This window comes from Pseudomonas sp. LAMO17WK12:I10 (genome assembly GCF_900215185.1).
Lineage (GTDB): Bacteria > Pseudomonadota > Gammaproteobacteria > Pseudomonadales > Pseudomonadaceae > Aquipseudomonas > Aquipseudomonas chlororaphis.
Genome location: NZ_OBDX01000002.1, coordinates 400,315 through 417,395 on the forward strand (window position 1 = coordinate 400,315; position 17,081 = coordinate 417,395).

General features: G+C 63.6%; 15 protein-coding genes. 10 read left to right on the forward strand and 5 right to left on the reverse strand.

The genetic code is table 11. The features are described from left to right. Nucleotides 1–77 precede the first annotated feature (77 nt). Together CRO75_RS04090 and aqpZ are read left to right on the forward strand one after the other, a co-directional pair. Nucleotides 78–1,910 carry an ABC transporter ATP-binding protein gene (locus tag CRO75_RS04090; protein WP_097134499.1) on the forward strand — a complete coding sequence of 611 codons (1,833 nt, stop codon included), beginning with the start codon at nucleotides 78–80 and terminating at the stop codon, nucleotides 1,908–1,910. 540 nt (nucleotides 1,911–2,450) lie between these two features. Continuing rightward, the gene (gene aqpZ / locus CRO75_RS04100) at nucleotides 2,451–3,149 is read left to right on the forward strand and encodes an aquaporin Z (RefSeq protein ID WP_009042651.1); all 699 of its coding nucleotides are present in this window, start codon (nucleotides 2,451–2,453) and stop codon (nucleotides 3,147–3,149) included. 15 nt (nucleotides 3,150–3,164) lie between these two features. Here the strand turns inward: aqpZ and CRO75_RS04105 are convergent, their stop codons facing one another. Next, nucleotides 3,165–4,289 carry a GNAT family N-acetyltransferase gene (locus CRO75_RS04105; protein WP_097134501.1) on the reverse strand — a complete coding sequence of 375 codons (1,125 nt, stop codon included), beginning with the start codon at nucleotides 4,287–4,289 and terminating at the stop codon, nucleotides 3,165–3,167. A gap of 46 nt (nucleotides 4,290–4,335) precedes the next feature. Further along, nucleotides 4,336–5,223, reverse strand: coding sequence for a LysR family transcriptional regulator (locus tag CRO75_RS04110; protein ID WP_097134554.1), 888 nt, complete (start codon nucleotides 5,221–5,223; stop codon nucleotides 4,336–4,338). A gap of 118 nt (nucleotides 5,224–5,341) precedes the next feature. Here CRO75_RS04110 and CRO75_RS04115 point away from each other — a divergent pair, with 118 nt between their 5' ends. The 8 genes from CRO75_RS04115 (at nucleotide 5,342) to mtr (ending at nucleotide 14,315) form a co-directional block, all read left to right on the forward strand. Further along, entirely contained in the window at nucleotides 5,342–6,709 is a 1,368-nt protein-coding gene (locus CRO75_RS04115) for an MFS transporter (RefSeq protein WP_097134502.1), read from the forward strand. Continuing rightward, complete coding sequence (locus CRO75_RS04120; protein WP_097134503.1) at nucleotides 6,690–7,091, forward strand: DUF4440 domain-containing protein; 402 nt, start codon at nucleotides 6,690–6,692, stop codon at nucleotides 7,089–7,091. Before CRO75_RS04115 ends, CRO75_RS04120 begins: the two co-directional genes overlap by 20 nt. 14 nt (nucleotides 7,092–7,105) lie before the next feature. Continuing rightward, entirely contained in the window at nucleotides 7,106–8,053 is a 948-nt protein-coding gene (locus CRO75_RS04125; RefSeq protein WP_097134504.1) for an iron-sulfur cluster-binding domain-containing protein, read from the forward strand. A gap of 13 nt (nucleotides 8,054–8,066) precedes the next feature. After that, entirely contained in the window at nucleotides 8,067–9,368 is a 1,302-nt protein-coding gene (locus tag CRO75_RS04130) for a Rieske 2Fe-2S domain-containing protein (protein WP_097134505.1), read from the forward strand. After that, entirely contained in the window at nucleotides 9,361–9,831 is a 471-nt protein-coding gene (locus tag CRO75_RS04135) for an aromatic-ring-hydroxylating dioxygenase subunit beta (RefSeq protein WP_097134506.1), read from the forward strand. Before CRO75_RS04130 ends, CRO75_RS04135 begins: the two co-directional genes overlap by 8 nt. Before the next feature lie 18 nt (nucleotides 9,832–9,849). After that, nucleotides 9,850–11,559 (forward strand): NAD(P)/FAD-dependent oxidoreductase, encoded by a 1,710-nt coding sequence (locus CRO75_RS04140; RefSeq protein ID WP_097134507.1) that lies wholly within the window; start codon nucleotides 9,850–9,852, stop codon nucleotides 11,557–11,559. A gap of 36 nt (nucleotides 11,560–11,595) precedes the next feature. Beyond that, complete coding sequence (locus CRO75_RS04145) at nucleotides 11,596–12,939, forward strand: amidase family protein (protein ID WP_097134508.1); 1,344 nt, start codon at nucleotides 11,596–11,598, stop codon at nucleotides 12,937–12,939. A 98-nt stretch (nucleotides 12,940–13,037) separates the two neighbouring features. After that, nucleotides 13,038–14,315 (forward strand): tryptophan permease, encoded by a 1,278-nt coding sequence (mtr, locus tag CRO75_RS04150; protein WP_097134509.1) that lies wholly within the window; start codon nucleotides 13,038–13,040, stop codon nucleotides 14,313–14,315. A 97-nt stretch (nucleotides 14,316–14,412) separates the two neighbouring features. Here the strand turns inward: mtr and CRO75_RS04155 are convergent, their stop codons facing one another. The 3 genes from CRO75_RS04155 to CRO75_RS04165 form a co-directional block, all read right to left on the reverse strand. Beyond that, nucleotides 14,413–15,756, reverse strand: a complete 1,344-nt coding sequence (locus tag CRO75_RS04155; RefSeq protein WP_097134510.1) for an OprO/OprP family phosphate-selective porin — start codon at nucleotides 15,754–15,756, stop codon at nucleotides 14,413–14,415. A gap of 436 nt (nucleotides 15,757–16,192) precedes the next feature. After that, nucleotides 16,193–16,426, reverse strand: coding sequence for a zf-HC2 domain-containing protein (locus CRO75_RS04160; protein ID WP_009047594.1), 234 nt, complete (start codon nucleotides 16,424–16,426; stop codon nucleotides 16,193–16,195). Beyond that, nucleotides 16,420–17,034, reverse strand: coding sequence for an RNA polymerase sigma factor (locus CRO75_RS04165; protein ID WP_009042639.1), 615 nt, complete (start codon nucleotides 17,032–17,034; stop codon nucleotides 16,420–16,422). The genes CRO75_RS04160 and CRO75_RS04165 overlap by 7 nt, the downstream gene beginning before the upstream one ends. Between the last annotated feature and the right edge of the window lie 47 nt (nucleotides 17,035–17,081).

A 17,081-nucleotide genomic window follows, 5' to 3' on the forward strand; every position in this document is an offset into this window, starting at 1 on the left:
GAGTCCCGGCGCGGCGCTGACACGGCGCTGCGCCTGCTTACTGATAAGGAGAGCCCGCCACGCGGGCGTCAGATCCCATGCTCTATCGTCGTTTTGAACAGCTGATCGATATTTTCCGCGACGCTCCCACTGCCGCTCCCCCCAACCGCGTACTGCCCTTCTACCTCTACTACATCAAGCAGGTCTGGCCGAGCTTCGTCGCCCTGCTGGTGGTCGGCCTGTTCGTGGCGCTGATCGAGGTGTCGCTGTTCAGCTACCTGAGCACGATCATCGACCTGGCCCAGGGCACGCCGAATGTCGAGATCTTCAAGACCCACGGCCTCGAGCTGGCCTGGATGGCGGTGGTCGCGCTGATCTTCCGCCCGTTGTTCGTCGCCCTGCACGACCTGCTGGTGCACCAGACCATCAGCCCGGGCATGACCAGCCTGATTCGCTGGCAGAACCACAGCTACGTGCTCAAGCAGAGCCTGAACTTCTTCCAGAACGATTTCGCCGGGCGCATCGCCCAGCGCATCATGCAGACCGGCAACTCGCTGCGCGATTCGGCGGTGCAGGCGGTGGACGCGCTGTGGCACGTGCTGATCTATGCGGTCAGTTCCCTGGTGCTGTTCGCCGAGGCCGACTGGCACCTGATGATCCCGCTGCTGATCTGGATCGCCAGCTACATCGGCGCGCTCTGGTACTTCGTGCCGCGGGTCAAGGAACGCTCGGTGATTTCCTCGGACGCCAACTCCAAGCTGGTCGGCAGGATCGTCGACGGTTACACCAACATCACCACCCTCAAACTGTTCGCCCACACCCACTTCGAGCAGAACTACGCGCGCGAAGCCATTGGCGAACAGACCGAGAAAAGCCAGCTGGCCGGGCGCGTCATCACCAGCATGGACGTGGTGATCACCGCCATGAACGGCCTGCTGATCGTCTCCACCACGGGCCTGGCCCTGTTGCTGTGGACCCAGTCGCTGATCTCGGTCGGCGCCATCGCCCTGGCCACCGGCCTGGTGATTCGCATCGTCAACATGTCCGGCTGGATCATGTGGGTGGTCAACGGCATCTTCGAGAACATCGGCATGGTCCAGGACGGCCTGCAGACCATCGCCCAGCCCATCAGCGTCAGCGACCGCGAGCAGGCGCCACGCCTGGCGGTGGCCAGCGGCGAAGTGCGTTTCGAGCATGTGGATTTCCACTACGGGAAAAAGGCCGGGGTCATCAGCGACCTCAACCTGACCATCCGGCCCGGGGAAAAGATCGGCCTGATCGGCCCGTCCGGCGCCGGCAAGTCGACCCTGGTCAACCTGTTGCTGCGGCTCTACGACCTGGAGAGCGGGCGCATCCTGATCGACAACCAGAACATCGCCGACGTGACCCAGGAAAGCCTGCGCGAACGAATCGGCATGATCACCCAGGACACCTCGCTGCTGCACCGTTCGATCCGCGACAACCTGCTGTACGGCAAGCCCGACGCCACCGACGAAGAACTCTGGGAAGCGGTGCGCAAGGCCCGCGCCGACGAGTTCATCCCGTTGCTTTCCGACGCCCAGGGCCGCACCGGCTTCGATGCCCACGTCGGTGAGCGCGGGGTGAAACTCTCCGGTGGCCAGCGCCAGCGCATCGCCATTGCCCGGGTGCTGCTCAAGGACGCGCCGATCCTGATCATGGACGAGGCCACCTCGGCCCTGGACTCGGAAGTCGAGGCGGCGATCCAGGAAAGCCTGGAGACCCTGATGCAGGGCAAGACCGTGATCGCCATCGCCCACCGGCTCTCGACCATCGCCCGCATGGACCGCCTGGTGGTCCTGGAAAAAGGCCGCATCGCCGAGACCGGCAGCCATGCCGAGCTGCTGGCCCATGGCGGTTTGTATGCGCGCCTGTGGCAGCACCAGACCGGAGGTTTTGTCGGTATCGATTGACCTGTAGCCCTGTAGCCGCTGTCGAGCCTGCGAGGCTGCGCTCGGCGGCGCAGCCGTCGCAAACCGACGAATGCGCTCCTTCAGGCAAATCACGGTTGCAGGCTTTGCGACCGCTGCGCGCTCGATCGCAGCCTTCGGCAGCGGCTACAAAAACGCCACATCAGGGCCCGACATTTTTCCGCTCCCTGTAGCCGCTGCCGAGCTTGCGAGGCTGCGATCGACTGCGAAGCAGTCGCAAACCGGTGAATGCGCTCCTTCAGGCAGATCAAGGTTGCAAGATTTACGACCGCTGCGCGGCCGATCGCAGCCTTCGGCAGCGGCTACAAGGGGGGCGGCTACTTCAATCGCTACCCGCCCATCGCAGGCTGCGCCAGCGGCTACAGAAAACGCCAGAGCCCCGTGAACAGGGCCCTGGCGTTTTTTTTCGCACTGGATTTGTAAAAAAAGCCTGCTGTACTGAGCCTAGGTTCTGGAGCAGGGCCTGTAGCCAGGCTGCACGGCTGCATAACGGCGTTATCGGATCGATAAGGAATAACTTCTATGTCGCTGTTCAAACGTTCAGTCACTGAGTTGTTAGGCACCTTCTGGCTGGTATTGGGTGGTTGCGGCAGCGCCGTACTGGCGGCCGCGTTTCCGGAGGTCGGGATCGGCCTGCTGGGCGTGGCGCTGGCCTTCGGTCTTACCGTGCTGACGATGGCCTTCGCCATCGGCCATATCTCCGGCTGCCATCTCAACCCCGCGGTGTCCGTCGGCCTGGTGGTCGGCGGGCGTTTTCCACTCAAGGAACTGCCCGCCTATGTCATCGCGCAAGTGATAGGGGGGGTGATCGCCGCGGCGCTGCTGTACTTCATCGCCAGCGGCAAGCCGGGCTTCGAGCTGGCCAGCGGGCTGGCCTCCAACGGCTATGGCGAACATTCGCCGGGGGGCTACTCACTGGCGGCGGGCTTTGTCAGCGAGCTGGTGATGACCGGGATGTTCGTGGTGATCATCCTCGGCGCCACCGATAAACGTGCGCCGGTGGGCTTCGCGCCGATCGCCATCGGCCTGGCGCTGACGCTGATCCACCTGATCTCGATTCCGGTGACCAACACCTCGGTCAACCCGGCGCGCAGCACCGGGCCAGCCTTGATCGTCGGTGGCTGGGCGATCCAACAACTGTGGCTGTTCTGGCTGGCGCCGATTCTCGGCGCGGTGGTCGGCGGTGGCATCTATCGCTGGCTGGGCAAGGAAGACAGCTGACAGCAACCCCGAGGGTCACGCCTGCCGATACGGCAGCGCGGCCCTCGCCTCTTCGGCGTAAGCCAGCACGCCCGCCCGCTCCCGCTGGAGAAAATCCTTCACCGCCGCTTTCAAGCCGGGGTGTCGCAGGTAGTGCCAGGACCGGGTAATCACCGGCTCGAACCCCCGAATCAACTTGTGCTCACCCTGGGCCCCAGCGTCGAAACGCTGCACACCCTGGGCGATGGCGTAATCCATGCCCTGGTAGAAACAGGTTTCGAAATGCAGGCGATCGAATTCCGCCAGGCAGCCCCAGTAACGCCCATAGAAACTGTCGCCACCGATCAGGCTGAAGGCCATGGCCACCGGCCTGGCGTTCTGCTTGGCCAGCACCACGCGAATGGCCTCGGGCATGCGCTCGGCCAGCAGGCTGAAAAAGGCCCGGGTCAGGTAGGGTGACTGGCGCCGCACCGCATAGGTGTTGGCGTAGCAGGCGTAGACAAAATCCCACTGCGCTTCGCTGAGCTGGCGGCCTTCGAGCCACTCGAACTCGATGCCCTGCCCCGCCACCTGTTCGCGCTCCTTGCGCATCTGTTTGCGCTTGCGCGAACTGAGGGTATCGAGAAAGTCCTGGAAGTCCCGGTAACCGCGGTTCTGCCAATGGAACTGGCAGCCCAGGCGCTCAAGCCAGCCGGGGTGCCCGGCCAGGGCGGCATCGGTGAAGGCGTCGGTGAAGTTGATATGGGCGCTGGAAAGCCCTTCGATCTCCAGGTAACCGGGTAGGCTTTGCAGCAGTTCGAAGCCGTCTTCCAGGCTTGCCGCCAGCAGCCGCGCGCCGCTGACCGGGCTGAAGGGCACGGCGCTCAGCAGCTTGGGGTAATACTCGATGCCGGCCCGGGCGCAGGCGTCGGCCCAGCCATGGTCGAACACGTACTCGCCGTAGGAATGCCACTTGCGGTAGCTGGGCAGCGCCGCGATCAGGCGTCCGTCTTGCACATGCAGCAGGTGCTCGGCCTGCCAGCCAGAGTTCGGGCCGAGGCTGCCGCTGTCTTCCAGCGCGCTGAGAAAGGCGTGACGCAGAAACGGCTGGCCGTCACTGAGCAAACCGTCCCATTGTTGCGGATCGACGGCGGCCAGGCTGGTCAAGGATTGCAACGGCATTGGGTTCCCCGCGAGTGTGGTCCACGAACGCGCCGAGTATCGCCGATCACTGCCCCAGGTGCAGCAACAGGAAATCGATGAACGCCCGCGACTTGTGCGGCAGGTGCGAACTGTTGGGAAACACCACGTTCACCGACTGCGAAGGCAAGGCGTAGTCGGGCAGCAGGCGCACCAGCCGGCCGCTGGCCAGATCGTCCTCGACCACCCAGCCGGGCAGTACCGACACCCCCAGGGACGACAGGGTCATGGCGCGAATGGCGGTGGAGGAATTGGATTCAAAATGATTGGGCCCGCTGACTTCGACCTGGCCCCGTTGCGGGTGGCTCAGGGTCCAGTTGGTCGGCCCTTGCAGGTTGCTGTTGGCGATCCACGGCACGCTGTTCAGGTCCAGGGGCTCGCCCACCGGATGACGCGCCAGAAAGTCCGGGCTGGCCACCAGGACGATGTCGTAGTCGGCCAGCTTGCGGCTCTTGAAAGCCGAGTCGGCGAGGTTGCCCAGGCGGATCACCAGGTCGAGTTTTTCCGCCACCAGATCATTCAACGAAGAGTTGAAGTTATAACAAAGACGGATCTCCGGATAACGCTCGGTGAACTTGGAAATGATCGGCAATATATACCGCTCGCCATACTCACTAGTTGAACTGAAACGCAACTTACCAGAAATACGATTATGCCCATGCAGGACATTCTCGAAGGCATTGTCGATATCCGCGACAATGCCCTTGAACTCGTCATAAAAGTCCTGGCCTATTTCCGTCAGGGATATATTGCGGGTATTGCGGATCAACAGGGTCGCCGACAAAACTTCCTCGAGCGCCTTGACATGCAGGCTGGCCATGGCTTTGCTGATGCACAGGTAGTTGGCCGCCTTGGTATAGGAACCGAAATCGACAACCGCCAGGAATGTCTGGACGCGATTTAGATGCGTGTGCATGTTATAGCTCACCGTGGTGTAAATCATTGTCAAATTCCATCAAACAATGTTTCAAGTATAGGCGTATCGACACCATCGGTCTATCGCTCCTATGATCCCGCCGCAAAAGGGAGATCATATGACTTATCGCTACAAAGTGGCTCTTATATTCCTCATCGGGTTCTTTATCGACTGTACAAACATATTCATGTCGGCAGTGGCTTTACCGAGTATTGCCCATGAGATGCACGTCTCGACTTCATCCGTGGCCTGGGTGGCCAATGCCTATATTCTCGGCCTGACCCTGATCATTCCGGTGAGCACCTGGCTGGCCGGACGATTCGGCAGCCGCGAAACCCTCACCGCCTCGATGCTGGTGTTCAGCACCGCGGTGTGGATGTGCGGGATGGCCGGCAGCTTCCATGAACTGGTGATCTGGCGTTTCGTCCAGGGCATCGGCGGCGGCCTGCTGATCCCGGTGGGCCAGGCCCTGACCTTCAACCTGTTCCAGGGCCCGCAGCGGGCCAAGATCTCCACCCTGGTGATGGCCGTCGCCCTGATCGCCCCGGCCATTTCGCCGACCATCGGCGGCGTGATCGTCGACAGCAGCTCCTGGCGCTGGGTGTTCCACAGCAATATTCCGTTCTCGCTGATCGCCGCCGCCCTGTCCTGGCTGTGGATCAAGGAAGCCCGGCCCGCCAGCCTGGCGCGCCCGGACATCAAGGGCCTGCTGCTGGTCAGCGCGGCCCTGGGCAGCCTGCTGATGGGCATGTCGCTGTACGGCGGCGACTACCCGCCGCTGGCCGCCCTGAGCTGCCTGATACTGGGGGTCACCTGCGTGGTGCTGTATGTCCTGCACTACCGCCGCTGCGCCAACGCCATCGTCGAGTTGAGCCTGCTCAAGAGCAAGAAGCTCAGTACCTCGATCTTCATCTATTACGCGATTCCCGGGGTGTTCACCGGGGTCAACCTGCTGAGCATCTTCTTCCTGCAGAACAGCCTGCACTTCAGCGCCCAGCTGACCGGCATGTTCATGATCCTCTACGCCAGCGGCGCCTTCATCGCCATGCTGGTCTGCGGCCGGGTCTACAACCGCTTCGGCGCCCGACGCCTGTTCACCCTCGGTATGCTCCTGCACAGCGCCGGCATCGCCACCCTGTACCTGGTCGACAGCGCCGCCGACCTGCCGATCATCGTCATCGCCTACTGCCTGATGGGCATCGGCGGCGGCATCGGCGCCAATACCGCGCAAACCACTTCGCTGATGGATTTCGAAGGTGCCGATACCCACAAGGGCAGCGTGATCTGGAACATCAACCGGCAGATGTCCTTCAGCATCGGCGCCGCGCTGTTCCTGATGATCTACAACCTGCTGCTCGCCCGCCTGGCGTCTACCCCGGCCTATCACCTGACCTTCGTCATCGCGGCGGTGATGGGTCTGTTACCCCTGTTGCAGATGAGCAACCTGACCACGCAAAAGGAATGTCATGCACAACACAATCGTTGAACAGGCCAAACACAGCATCCATGCGGTCCACGACCTGATCCACGCGGTCTTCACCGACCAGGACGGCAACGGCGCCGCCGCCATCGACCGCCTGCTGCCGGCCTTCGCCGAGCACTTCAGCATCGTCACCACCGCAGGCGCCATCGTCAGCCGCGAGCAGGTCGAACAGATGTTCCGCGGCGCCGTCGGTGCCCGCCCCGGCCTGGAAATCCTTGTCAGCGACCTGCACACCGTGTGGCACGAAGGCCACAGCGCGGCGATCCGCTACAAGGAAACCCATCGCCTGGACCAGAAGGAAACCTCGCGCCTCTCGGTGGTGGTGATCCGCATCCATGAGCACTCGGCCCAGTGGCTGTACCTGCATGAAACACCGTTAAGCTGACAGCGAGTCACCCCATGAATTACCAGATCACCCAGTGCCTGATGCTCTCGCCAAGCATCAAGGAAATCACTCTGGCGCCTCTTGTGCCGGCCCCCTGCGAGACCACCGCCGGGGCCCACTTCAAATGGTGGATTCCCACGCTCGAGCAATGGCGTCACTACTCCCGGGTCGAGCTGGCCGAACATGCGCTGCCCCAGGGCAGCCTGGTGTTCGCCATCCGCCTGAACCCCGACTCGTCCAGCAGCGCTTATATCCGCCAACTGAGCGTTGGCGATCAGGTACGGCTCGACGGCCCGTTCAATGCCTTCGACTACCAGCTGGACGACAGCGACGGCGCCGACATCGCCCTCGCCGGCGGCATCGGCATCACCCCGTTGACCGGCATCCTCGGGCATCTGCGAGCCCAACAGCGCCCGGCGCGGCTGCACTATTTCGCCAAGAGCACGGGCGACGCCGCCTATGCCGCGCAGATGCGCGAGCTGTTGCAGGACAGCCTGAGCCTGCACTGCTCCGACTCGGCCGACGGGCGCCCGTCGGTGGCCGCGGTGCTGGGCCAGTTGCAACCCCAGGACCGCCTGTACGTCTGTGGCCCGCAAGCCATGCTCAACGACGTGTTCAGCCATGCCCAGAGCCTGGGGTTTCCCCGCGAGCGCATCCACTTCGAAGTCTTCAACACCTGCCTGGCCGAGGATGACCCCGGCTTCGCCGTGCACGCCGCGGACTCCGGCGTCGACCTGCGGGTGCAGCCCGGCCAGTCCCTGCTCGACGCCCTCGAAGAGGCCGGCCTGGAACCGCTCTACGACTGCCGTCGCGGCGAATGCGGAGTGTGCGAGCTGGACGTGCTGGAAGGTGAAGTCGATCACCGCGACTTCATCATGAGTCCGCAGCAGGCCGCCTGCAGCAACAAGATCTACCCCTGCGTATCCCGGGCCAAAAGCCCAAGCCTGAAACTGGTCATCTAAAGAGAGAACCTCGTTGGACAACTACTTCAACGGCAAGGAAGTGCATCGCACGCTGTTCCTTGATCCGTCGCTCTTCGAGCGAGAACAACAACAGATATTCGCCGCCAGCTGGTGCTACCTGGGCCATGAAAGCCTGGTCCCGGAAACCGGCGACTTCTTCACCGGCGAGATCGCCGGCCAACCGCTGGCCATGGTCCGGCAGAAAAACGGCGAGATCGTCGTGCTGCACAACCGCTGCCCGCACAAGGGCGTGAAAGTGCTGGCCGAGCCGCAAGGCAATGTCGGCCGGTTCATCCGCTGCCCCTATCACGCCTGGACCTTCAAGACCGACGGCCAGTTGCTGAGCATCCCGGTGAAAAAGGAATACGACGACTGCGACCTCAGCAGCTGCGCCGCCCACAAGGGCATGCAGCCGGTGGCCGCGGTGGAGAACTACCGGGGCTTCGTGTTCGTGCGCCTCAAGGAGCAAGGCGTCGGCTTCAGCGAGTTCTTCGGCGACTCGCTGTCGACCCTGGACAACATGGTCATGCGCTCGCCCCAGGGGCAGTTGCGCGCCATCGGCCAGCCCTTGCTGCACCGCCATCGCTGCAACTGGAAGATGGTGGTCGACAACCAGACCGACACCTGCCACCCGATGGTCGCCCACGAATCCTCGGCCGGCGAAGCCATTCGCCTGTGGAAGGAAACCGGGCACGACGGCCAGCCGCCGATGGCTGTCGAGCTGTTCTCGCCGTTCATGGCGTCCTACGAGTTCTTCAGCGCCATGGGCATCCGCACCTGGCCCAACGGCCATGGCCACACCGGCGTCAGCAACTCGATCCACAAGGCCTATTCGAGCATTCCCGGTTACTGGGAGCTGATGGTCGAGAGCTATGGCGAAACCCAGGCCGCGGCGATCCTCGACGACACCCGGCACAACACCGTGTATTTCCCCAACCTGATGGTCAAGGGACCGATCCAGACCCTGCGGGTGATCCGCCCGGTCTCGGCCAGCGAAACCGTGGTCGAGTCGTGGATCTTCGAGCTGGTGGGCGCGCCCGTGCAGTTGCTGGAAAGAACCGTGCAGTACAACAACCTGATCAACTCGCCGTGCTCGATGGTCGCCCACGACGACGTGGAGATGTACGAGCGGGCCATGGACGGGCTGCGCAGCCAGGCCAACGACTGGGTGAATGTCGCCCGCCTGTTCGAACCGGGCGAAGCCTTTGAGCAGACCCAGGTGGTGTCCGGCACCAGCGAACGGGCCATGCGCAACTTCTACAACACCTGGCAGCAGCTGATGCAGGCCCCAGACGGATCGACCGCCCATGGATAACTCGCCCCTCGAACAGCTGATCTATCAAGAGATCGCGCTTCTCGACCAACAGGATTTCGCCGCCTGGCAACAGCTGCTGTGCGACGACTTCCACTACTGGATTCCGCTGCGCCACGACCAACCCTGCCCGTTGCGCGAATCCTCGCTGCTGTATGAGGACCGCTTCCTCACCACCCTGCGCATCAACCGCCTGGCCAGCGCCCGCAACTTCTCGCAGCAGCCCAAGAGCCGCGGCCTGCACATTGCCCAGCGGCCAACGATCAGCCTCGATGCGGATGGCCTGAGTGCCCATTGCCGGACCCCCATGCTGTATTGCGAAGCCCGGGGCGACAGCGAATGGCATTACCCGGTGACCGTGGAACACCAACTGCTGTGCCTCGCCGGCCAGTGGAAGATCCAGCGCAAGAAAGTCCTCCTGCTCAACCCTTCCCGCGCGTTTGAAAGCCTGCAGCTCATCATCTGATTTCCGAGACCCTTACCTGTGAACTCCTCCCACTCCGGTTTCGAAGAAACCCAAGGCACCCGCTCGTTCCCCAACATCGACCTGTTGTACGACTATGGGCAGTTCCTGCGCCGTGCCACCCAGGCCATCGGTCACCTGCCGCCGGCGATCGCCGACAAGCACGTCGGCATTGTCGGCGCCGGCCTCAGCGGCCTGATCGCGGCCTATGAACTGCTGCGCGCCGGCGCCACCCGCATTACCCTGTTCGAAGCCTCGAAAGACCACCTTGGCGGGCGTTTCCTGACCCAGTGCTTCGACGAAACACAACCGCAGTTCATCGCCGAGATGGGCGCCATGCGCTTCCCGCCGAGCGAAGTCGGCCTGTTCCATTACCTGGACCGCTTCGGCATCGGCACCACCGAGGCCTTCCCCGACCCCGGCGTGGTCGACACCGAAATCCACTACCGCGGCGAAACCCACCATTGGCCGGCCGGGGAAAATCCACCGCCGATCTTCAACACCGTGCACCAGGGCTGGAACGCCTTTCTCAAGGAGGGCGTGCGCCTGGACGACGGCACCTTCCTGGCGCCGCCGCTGCTGCTCACCGACCTGCTGGAAAAACAGCAATACGCCGAAGTGCAGCCGGAGTGGCAACGCTACCTGGACTGCTTTGGCGACCACTCCTTCTACTCGGCCATGGTGCAGATCTTCACCTCGAAAAACCCGCCGGGCGGCAAGCGCTGGCGCAAGCCGGAAGACTTCCACCTGTTCGGTTCCCTGGGCATCGGCTCGGGTGGGTTCCAGTCGGTGTACCGGGCCTCGTTCACCGAGATCCTGCGGCTGGTGATCAACGCCTTCGAAGTCAACCAGCGGCTGGTGCCCAATGGCATTTCCACCCTCTGGGAGCGAATCGCCGACGAGGAATTCCATGGCATCGCCCTGCGCGACCGGATCTGTCGCACGCGCATCGAATCCATCAGCAAGGGCGCCGACGGGCAGATCCTGCTGCAAGGCTGCAACGGTGAAACCTATGGCTGCGACCGGGTGATCACCACCGCCACCACCCGCGCCCTGCAAGTCAACATGCGCCTGACCCAGGCCGAGCAGTTCGTCAATCGCGACGTGGCCCGGGCGATCAACGAAACCCACATGGTCGGCTCGTCCAAGCTGTTCATCCTGACCCGCGACAAGTTCTGGCTCAAACATGGCCTGGCGCAGAACATCCAGACCGACACCCTGGTCAAGGGCGTCTACTGCCTGGACTACGCCCCGCAGGACCCGGACTCCTGGGGCGTGGTGCTGATCAGTTACACCTGGGAAGACGACTCGCACAAAATGGTTTCGATGACCGACAAGGTCCAGCGCTGCAAGCGCCTGGTGGACGAACTGGCGATGAGCTCGCCGCAGTTCGCTAGCCACTTGGTGCCGCTGGACGGCGACTACCAGCGTTACGTACTGGAATACGACTGGCTCACCGACAAGCAGGCCCTGGGCGCCTTCAAGCTGAACTTCCCCGGCGACGACCTGTACTCCCAGCGCCTGTTCTATCAGTTCAAGACCGCCCTCGACCCGCAGCAGGACACCGGCCTGTACCTGGCCGGCTGCGGCAGCTCGTTTACCGGCGGCTGGGCCGAAGGCGCGGTGCAGACCGCCCTGAACGGCGCCTGTGCGGTCATCGCCAGCCTTGGTGGCGAACTGCTCGAAGGCAACCCGCTGTTCGATCTGCAATCGCACTTCCGCTATTGCTGAGCCCCGGCCCCCACCGACTTTCGTTGAGACTTTTTCATGTACAGCCAGCATTCGATCGAAGCGCTCGTTGACGGGTTTCGCCAGGGCAGCCTCTGCCTGGATTCCTGGCACCGCGCGCTGCTCGAGCAATACGCCGACGCCGGGCACCTGAACAGCTTCATCAGCTTCGCCGCGCAGGCGTTCAGCGGCGATACCGGCACGCCCGAGCAGCGCCAGGCGCCGCTCTACGGCATCCCGGTTTCGTTCAAGGACAACATCAATGTCAGTGGCCTGGCGACCACCGCCGGCACCCCTGGCCTGGCCGACTACCACCCGGCCGCGGACGCCGGCATTGTCCGGCGCTTCAGGGCGCTGGGCGCGCGGGTCGCCGGCAAGAACAACATGCACGAGCTGTCGTTCGGCGTGACCTCGGCCAACCTGAGCTACGGCGCGGTGGTCAACCCGCGCCACCTGCAACACAGCGCCGGTGGCAGCAGCGGCGGTTGTGCCGCGGCCGTGGCCGCCGGCCTGGTGCCCTGCGCGGTGGGCACCGACACCGGCGGCTCGGTGCGGATTCCCGCGGCCTTCTGCGGCGTGGTGGGCTTCCGGCCGAGCACCGGGGTCTACCCTGGCGACGGCATCGTCCCGGTATCCCAGACCAAGGACTCACCGGGCCTGCTGACCCGCAGCCTGGAGGACGCGCTGTTCGTCCATCGGCATCTGACCGGCGCGTCCTGCGCCGCGCCGACCGAGCCCAAGCGCCTGCGCATCGGCATTCCCCAGCGGTTCTTCTGGTCCGAGCTGGAGGCCAAGGTGCACAGCGACTGCCGCGCGGCGATCGATTGCCTGGCCGATCAGGGCGTGGAGATGGTGCCGGTGGACGACCGCCTGATCGGCGAGATCAACGAAAGCATCCAGTTCCCGCTGCCGATCTTCGAGTTCTTCATCGACTTCCCGCGCTTCCTGCTGAAGGCCGGCTGTGGCGAGCGGTTTCTCGAGATCCTGGCGCAGATCCGCGACCCGCAGATCAAGAAGACCCTGATGGCGCAGTTGGAGAGCCCGGCCATTTCCTACGAGGACTACGTGCAGGCCTTGATGAGCAAGATTCGCCTGGATCGGGAATACGCCGGGCTGTTCCAGCAGCACCGGCTGGACCTGATCGCCTACCCGACCGTCAGCTGCACCGCGCCGCTGCTGAGCGACAGCGGCGCCCAGGAGCATTTCGAGCGTTTCGTGCGCAACACCGACCCGGCCAGCAACCTGGCGGCGCCGAGTGTCAGCGTGCCGGTGGCCGAGCCGGGCAGCCTGCCGGTCGGGCTGTCGTTCGACGCCTTGCCCGGGCAGGACCACCAGTTGCTACAGATGGCCCAGCAACTGAGCCGCCTGCTGGCTCTGCGCTGATTCAGCGCCCGGGTGCGCGGGAGCCGGCCTGCCGGTTTTCCGCACACCCAAGGCGCCCCCTCGCTACCTCCAATAACAATTTCATTGCAGGCCTTGCCATGCGCGGTACGTCCATCGCTTCATCCCCTTCGACCTCCCACTGCACGGTCGCCGAACGCCGGCCTTCGGTCATTGGCGGCGCCATGATCATCGGCGGCACCATTGTCGGAGCGGGCATGTTCTCGCTGCCGGTGATGATGTCGGGCCTGTGGTTCCAAGGTTCCCTCGCGGTGCTGGCGCTGTCGTGGTTCTGCACCCTGCACTCGGGGCTGATGATCCTCGAAGCCAACCTCAACTACCGGCCGGGTGCGAGTTTCTCGACCATCACCCGCGACCTGATCGGCCGGCGCTGGAGCCTGTTCAACGGCGCCACCCTGGTGTTCGTCCTGTACATCCTGACCTATGCCTACATCTCGGCCAGCGGCTCGGTGATCCGTCATACCGCCCACAACCTGGGCCTGGAGATTTCCTCGCGCAACGGCGGCCTGCTGTTCGCCCTGGCGGTGGCCCTGGTGGTCTGGCTCAGCACCGCGGCGGTCAGCCGCATCACCACCCTGGTGTTCGGCGCCAAGATCCTCGCCTTTTTCCTGACCTTCGGCGGCCTGCTCGGCCAGGTGCAGCCACAGGTTTTGCTCGATCGCGGCAACCCGCAACCGGACTACCTGCCCTATCTGTTCATGACCCTGCCGTTCTGCCTGACCTCCTTCGGCTTTCACGGCAACGTGCCGAGCCTGATGAAGCACTATGGCAAGGACCCGCAGCGCATCCGCAACTGCCTGCTGATCGGCACCCTGATCGCCCTGGTCCTGTACACGGTGTGGATGCTCTGCACCATGGGCACCCTGCCCCGCGAGCAGTTCAAGGACATCGCCCGCCAGGGCGGCACCATCGATGTGCTGATCAGCGCCTTGGGCAGCATGCTCGACAGCGCCCGGGTCGACCTGCTGCTGACCCTGTTCTCCAACTTTGCCGTAGCCTGTTCGTTCCTCGGCGTCACCCTGGGGTTGTTCGACTACATCGCCGACTCCCTGGGCTTCGACGACAGCCCCCGGGGCCGCCTGAAAAGCGCGCTGGTCACCTTCGCCCCGCCGATCGGCTGCGCGCTGATCTGGCCGGAAGGCTTCATCCTTGCCATCGGCTTCGCCGGCCTGGCGGCGACCGTCTGGGCGGTGATCACCCCGGCCCTGCTCGCCCGCGCCTCGCGCAAGCGCTTCGCCAGCCCGCTGTACCGGGTCTGGGGCGGCACGCCGATGATCGTCCTGGTGCTGCTGTTCGGCCTGGCCAACGCCCTGGCCCACCTGCTGTTCAGCTTCGACCTGCTGCCGGTCTGGCGTTAGTCGAATGGCCGGGCAAAAAAAAGCCCCGCCGAAGCGGGGCTGAAACGAAAGGAGCTTTAACGGATGAGGAAGAGCTCTTTACAGCGGTAAATGAACCTTAGAACACGTACTGCGCGCGGACGATGAAGCCGTCGCCGTCGTCGTCGCCGGTACGCGCGGCTGGAGTACCACCGCTGGCGGCCGTGGCGTTGGTGACCTTGTCGGTCTTGGCCTTGACGTAGGTGGCGGAGATTTTCACCGCTTCGTTGGCGTACCAGTTCACACCCAGGTTGTGCACCTTGACTTCGGCATCGCCGACGTCGCGGGTCAGGCTGGCGGTGGTGATGTTGTCGTCTTCGACGGTCATGCTGTCGTAGCGATAGAACAGTTCCCAGGCACCGAACGCCTTGTTGGCCGGCTTGATGGCGTCGAACTTGCCCACCTTGTAGCCGCGGGATTCGCCGGTCAGGGTGTAAGCGCCCTGCACGTAGAAGCCGTGGCCCTTGATGTCTTCGTAGGCGTTGGAATCAGCCTTGGTCTTGCGGGTGATGTATTCACCCTGGATCGAGGCCGGGCCCATGGCGAACGCGGCTTCCAGACCCAGCGCGGTGTCGCGGTCGAAGGAACCGGCCGGCGAAGTCGAGCTGCCGCCCAGCACCGGACGGTTGCCGTTGGTGCCGGCATCGTTGCCGCCCAGGGTCTCGACGCCACGCATGCCCATGCGGGTGCGATAACGGGAGTCGAACGCGGTGTCGGAGACATCACGCGAAGCCACGTTCACACCGAAGTGCAGGACGTTGCCGGCATCGTGCATCGGAGCGAAGACGAAGCGACCGTTGACCTGCTTGACGCTGTCGCCGTCGGTGTCGTCGGTGTCCTTGCTGAACACGCCGGCCGAGGCATAGAAGGAATCGGCGAAGGTGCTGGAAGCCTGCAGGCCCATACCGTTCTGGTGGGTGTTGGCCCAGTCGACCATGTCGTAGGCGATGTTACGTTCCGGCGCGGTGACCCACTTGGAACTGGTGGCTTTTTCCAGGCCGAAGTCCGGGTCGAAGCGACCGACCTTGATCGACACCGGCTTGAAGCCGTTGTAGGCCAGCGAGGCTTCGTCGAAGTAGCCGTTATCGGAGTCGCCGGTGTTGTGGGAGAAGTCGTAGTTGATGGTGTAGGCCCAGTCGGTGTACAGCACGCCGGACAGTTCGAGGAAGGCGCGACGGAAGTAAGCGGCGTCGGCGCTGTCGCCGTTCTTGGTGTAGACACCGTCGAAGCGGCTGTAGTCGGCTTGCAGGCGGCCACCGAGCTTGAAGCTGAACTCTTTGTCTGTAGTGGCGACCTCAAGGCCGCCCTTGGTCTTGACTACGATATCGGCGCCATCGGTGGTGACGGTGCCAGCGAAAGCCTGGGCGGTAACTGCCAGGGCCAGGGCGCTGGCGGCAAAACCGGCGAAGTGCTTACGGATCATCGAAGATTTCCCCTAATTGGTGGTCTGTAGCGCTGGAAAAAACACGCGAGTCAGGCCCGCTTGTGTTGGGAGGGAATCTTGGCGGCGGGTTATTTCAGGGGAGTTGCCGATAGATAAAGATTTGATGACAGCGGAACTTTTTTACTTCTAAACGAAATAAGGCAAAAAGCCTGTACTAGAGCGGTCGGCGGGGTATTTGGGGAAAAACGAAAACCCTGTAGCCGCTGGCGAAGCCTGCGATCGGCCGAACGGCCGCAGCGACTTCAAGATCGCTGAAGGCCTTCGGCCTTATCGCAGCCTGCGGCAGCGGCTACAGGAACTCGTATACCTTGCAGGCGTTGGTGTAGCCGCTGGCGAAGCCTGCGATCGAGCGCGAAGCGGTCGCGCTCTTGAGGGCCTCGAGGCTTCAGCGGCTACGGGAGGATTGTCGGGTGAATCAGGCGTTGCGCTTGCGCTCGGCGGCCAGGCGTTCGGCCAGCGCGTCGACATCGGCCACGGGCGCTTCTGGCATCTTGCGCAAGGTGGCCTGCATCAGGCGCATCTGCCGCAGGAAACGCCGGCAATTGGGGCAGAACAACAGGTGATGGCGCTGGATCAGGCGCTGGCGAAAGCTCAGCTGACCATCGAGATAGTCGCTGGAGCGTGCCACTTGTTCCTTGCAGGTCAGCATTGGCCGGTCTCCTCGAAGTGCTCCACGGTGGCAAAAATCTTCAGCCGCGCCCGGTGCAGCAGCACCCGGACATTGGAGAGGGAAATGTCCAGAAGATTACAGATTTCCTCCAGCTCCAGGCCCTGGCGCTCACGCAGGGTCAACACGCTGCCTTGCAGTTCCGACAGGCTCAGCAAAGTGTGCTCCAGGCATTCGCGCAGCTCGGCCTCGGTGAGCAGGGCTTCCGGGGTATCGGCGTGCCAGGCGAACGGCGCCACCAGCCAGTGCCCGTCAGAGGAAGAAAAACGCTCGTCGCCGATAGTGCCGTGGGGTGCCGGCAGGTCATCCAGCAGGACTTCGCGGCGGTTCTGTTTGTAGCGGCTTTTCGCCGAGTTGGCGGTGATGGTCAGCAGCCAGGTCTTGAGGCTGGAACGCCCCTGGAAACCGGCCAGGTTGCGCACCACCGACAGCCAGGCATCCTGCACCACTTCGTCGGCGTGGCGCTGGCCGACAATGGCGTAGGCCACGGCGCGCATCGCGCTCTGGTAGGTGCTGACCAGTTCCTTGTAGGCCTTTTGCTCGCCGGCCAACAGGCGTTCAAGCAGTTGCGTGTCGTCAGCTGCGGACATTCATGCCTCGTAATCGGAATCCAGGATCGCAACCGCTGAATCAGCGG

Bases quoted from the DNA above. Each gene is read 5' to 3' on its own strand.
- CRO75_RS04160 (WP_009047594.1), bottom strand. From the start codon at position 16,426: ATGCTGACCTGCAAGGAACAAGTGGCACGCTCCAGCGACTATCTCGAT.
- CRO75_RS04110 (WP_097134554.1), bottom strand. From the start codon at position 5,223: ATGCACACGCATCTAAATCGCGTCCAGACATTCCTGGCGGTTGTCGAT.
- CRO75_RS04145 (WP_097134508.1), top strand. From the start codon at position 11,596: ATGTACAGCCAGCATTCGATCGAAGCGCTCGTTGACGGGTTTCGCCAG.
- CRO75_RS04135 (WP_097134506.1), top strand. From the start codon at position 9,361: ATGGATAACTCGCCCCTCGAACAGCTGATCTATCAAGAGATCGCGCTT.
- CRO75_RS04120 (WP_097134503.1), top strand. From the start codon at position 6,690: ATGCACAACACAATCGTTGAACAGGCCAAACACAGCATCCATGCGGTC.
- aqpZ (WP_009042651.1), top strand. From the start codon at position 2,451: ATGTCGCTGTTCAAACGTTCAGTCACTGAGTTGTTAGGCACCTTCTGG.
- CRO75_RS04115 (WP_097134502.1), top strand. From the start codon at position 5,342: ATGACTTATCGCTACAAAGTGGCTCTTATATTCCTCATCGGGTTCTTT.
- CRO75_RS04155 (WP_097134510.1), bottom strand. From the start codon at position 15,756: ATGATCCGTAAGCACTTCGCCGGTTTTGCCGCCAGCGCCCTGGCCCTG.
- CRO75_RS04105 (WP_097134501.1), bottom strand. From the start codon at position 4,289: ATGCCGTTGCAATCCTTGACCAGCCTGGCCGCCGTCGATCCGCAACAA.
- CRO75_RS04125 (WP_097134504.1), top strand. From the start codon at position 7,106: ATGAATTACCAGATCACCCAGTGCCTGATGCTCTCGCCAAGCATCAAG.
- mtr (WP_097134509.1), top strand. From the start codon at position 13,038: ATGCGCGGTACGTCCATCGCTTCATCCCCTTCGACCTCCCACTGCACG.
- CRO75_RS04090 (WP_097134499.1), top strand. From the start codon at position 78: ATGCTCTATCGTCGTTTTGAACAGCTGATCGATATTTTCCGCGACGCT.
- CRO75_RS04165 (WP_009042639.1), bottom strand. From the start codon at position 17,034: ATGTCCGCAGCTGACGACACGCAACTGCTTGAACGCCTGTTGGCCGGC.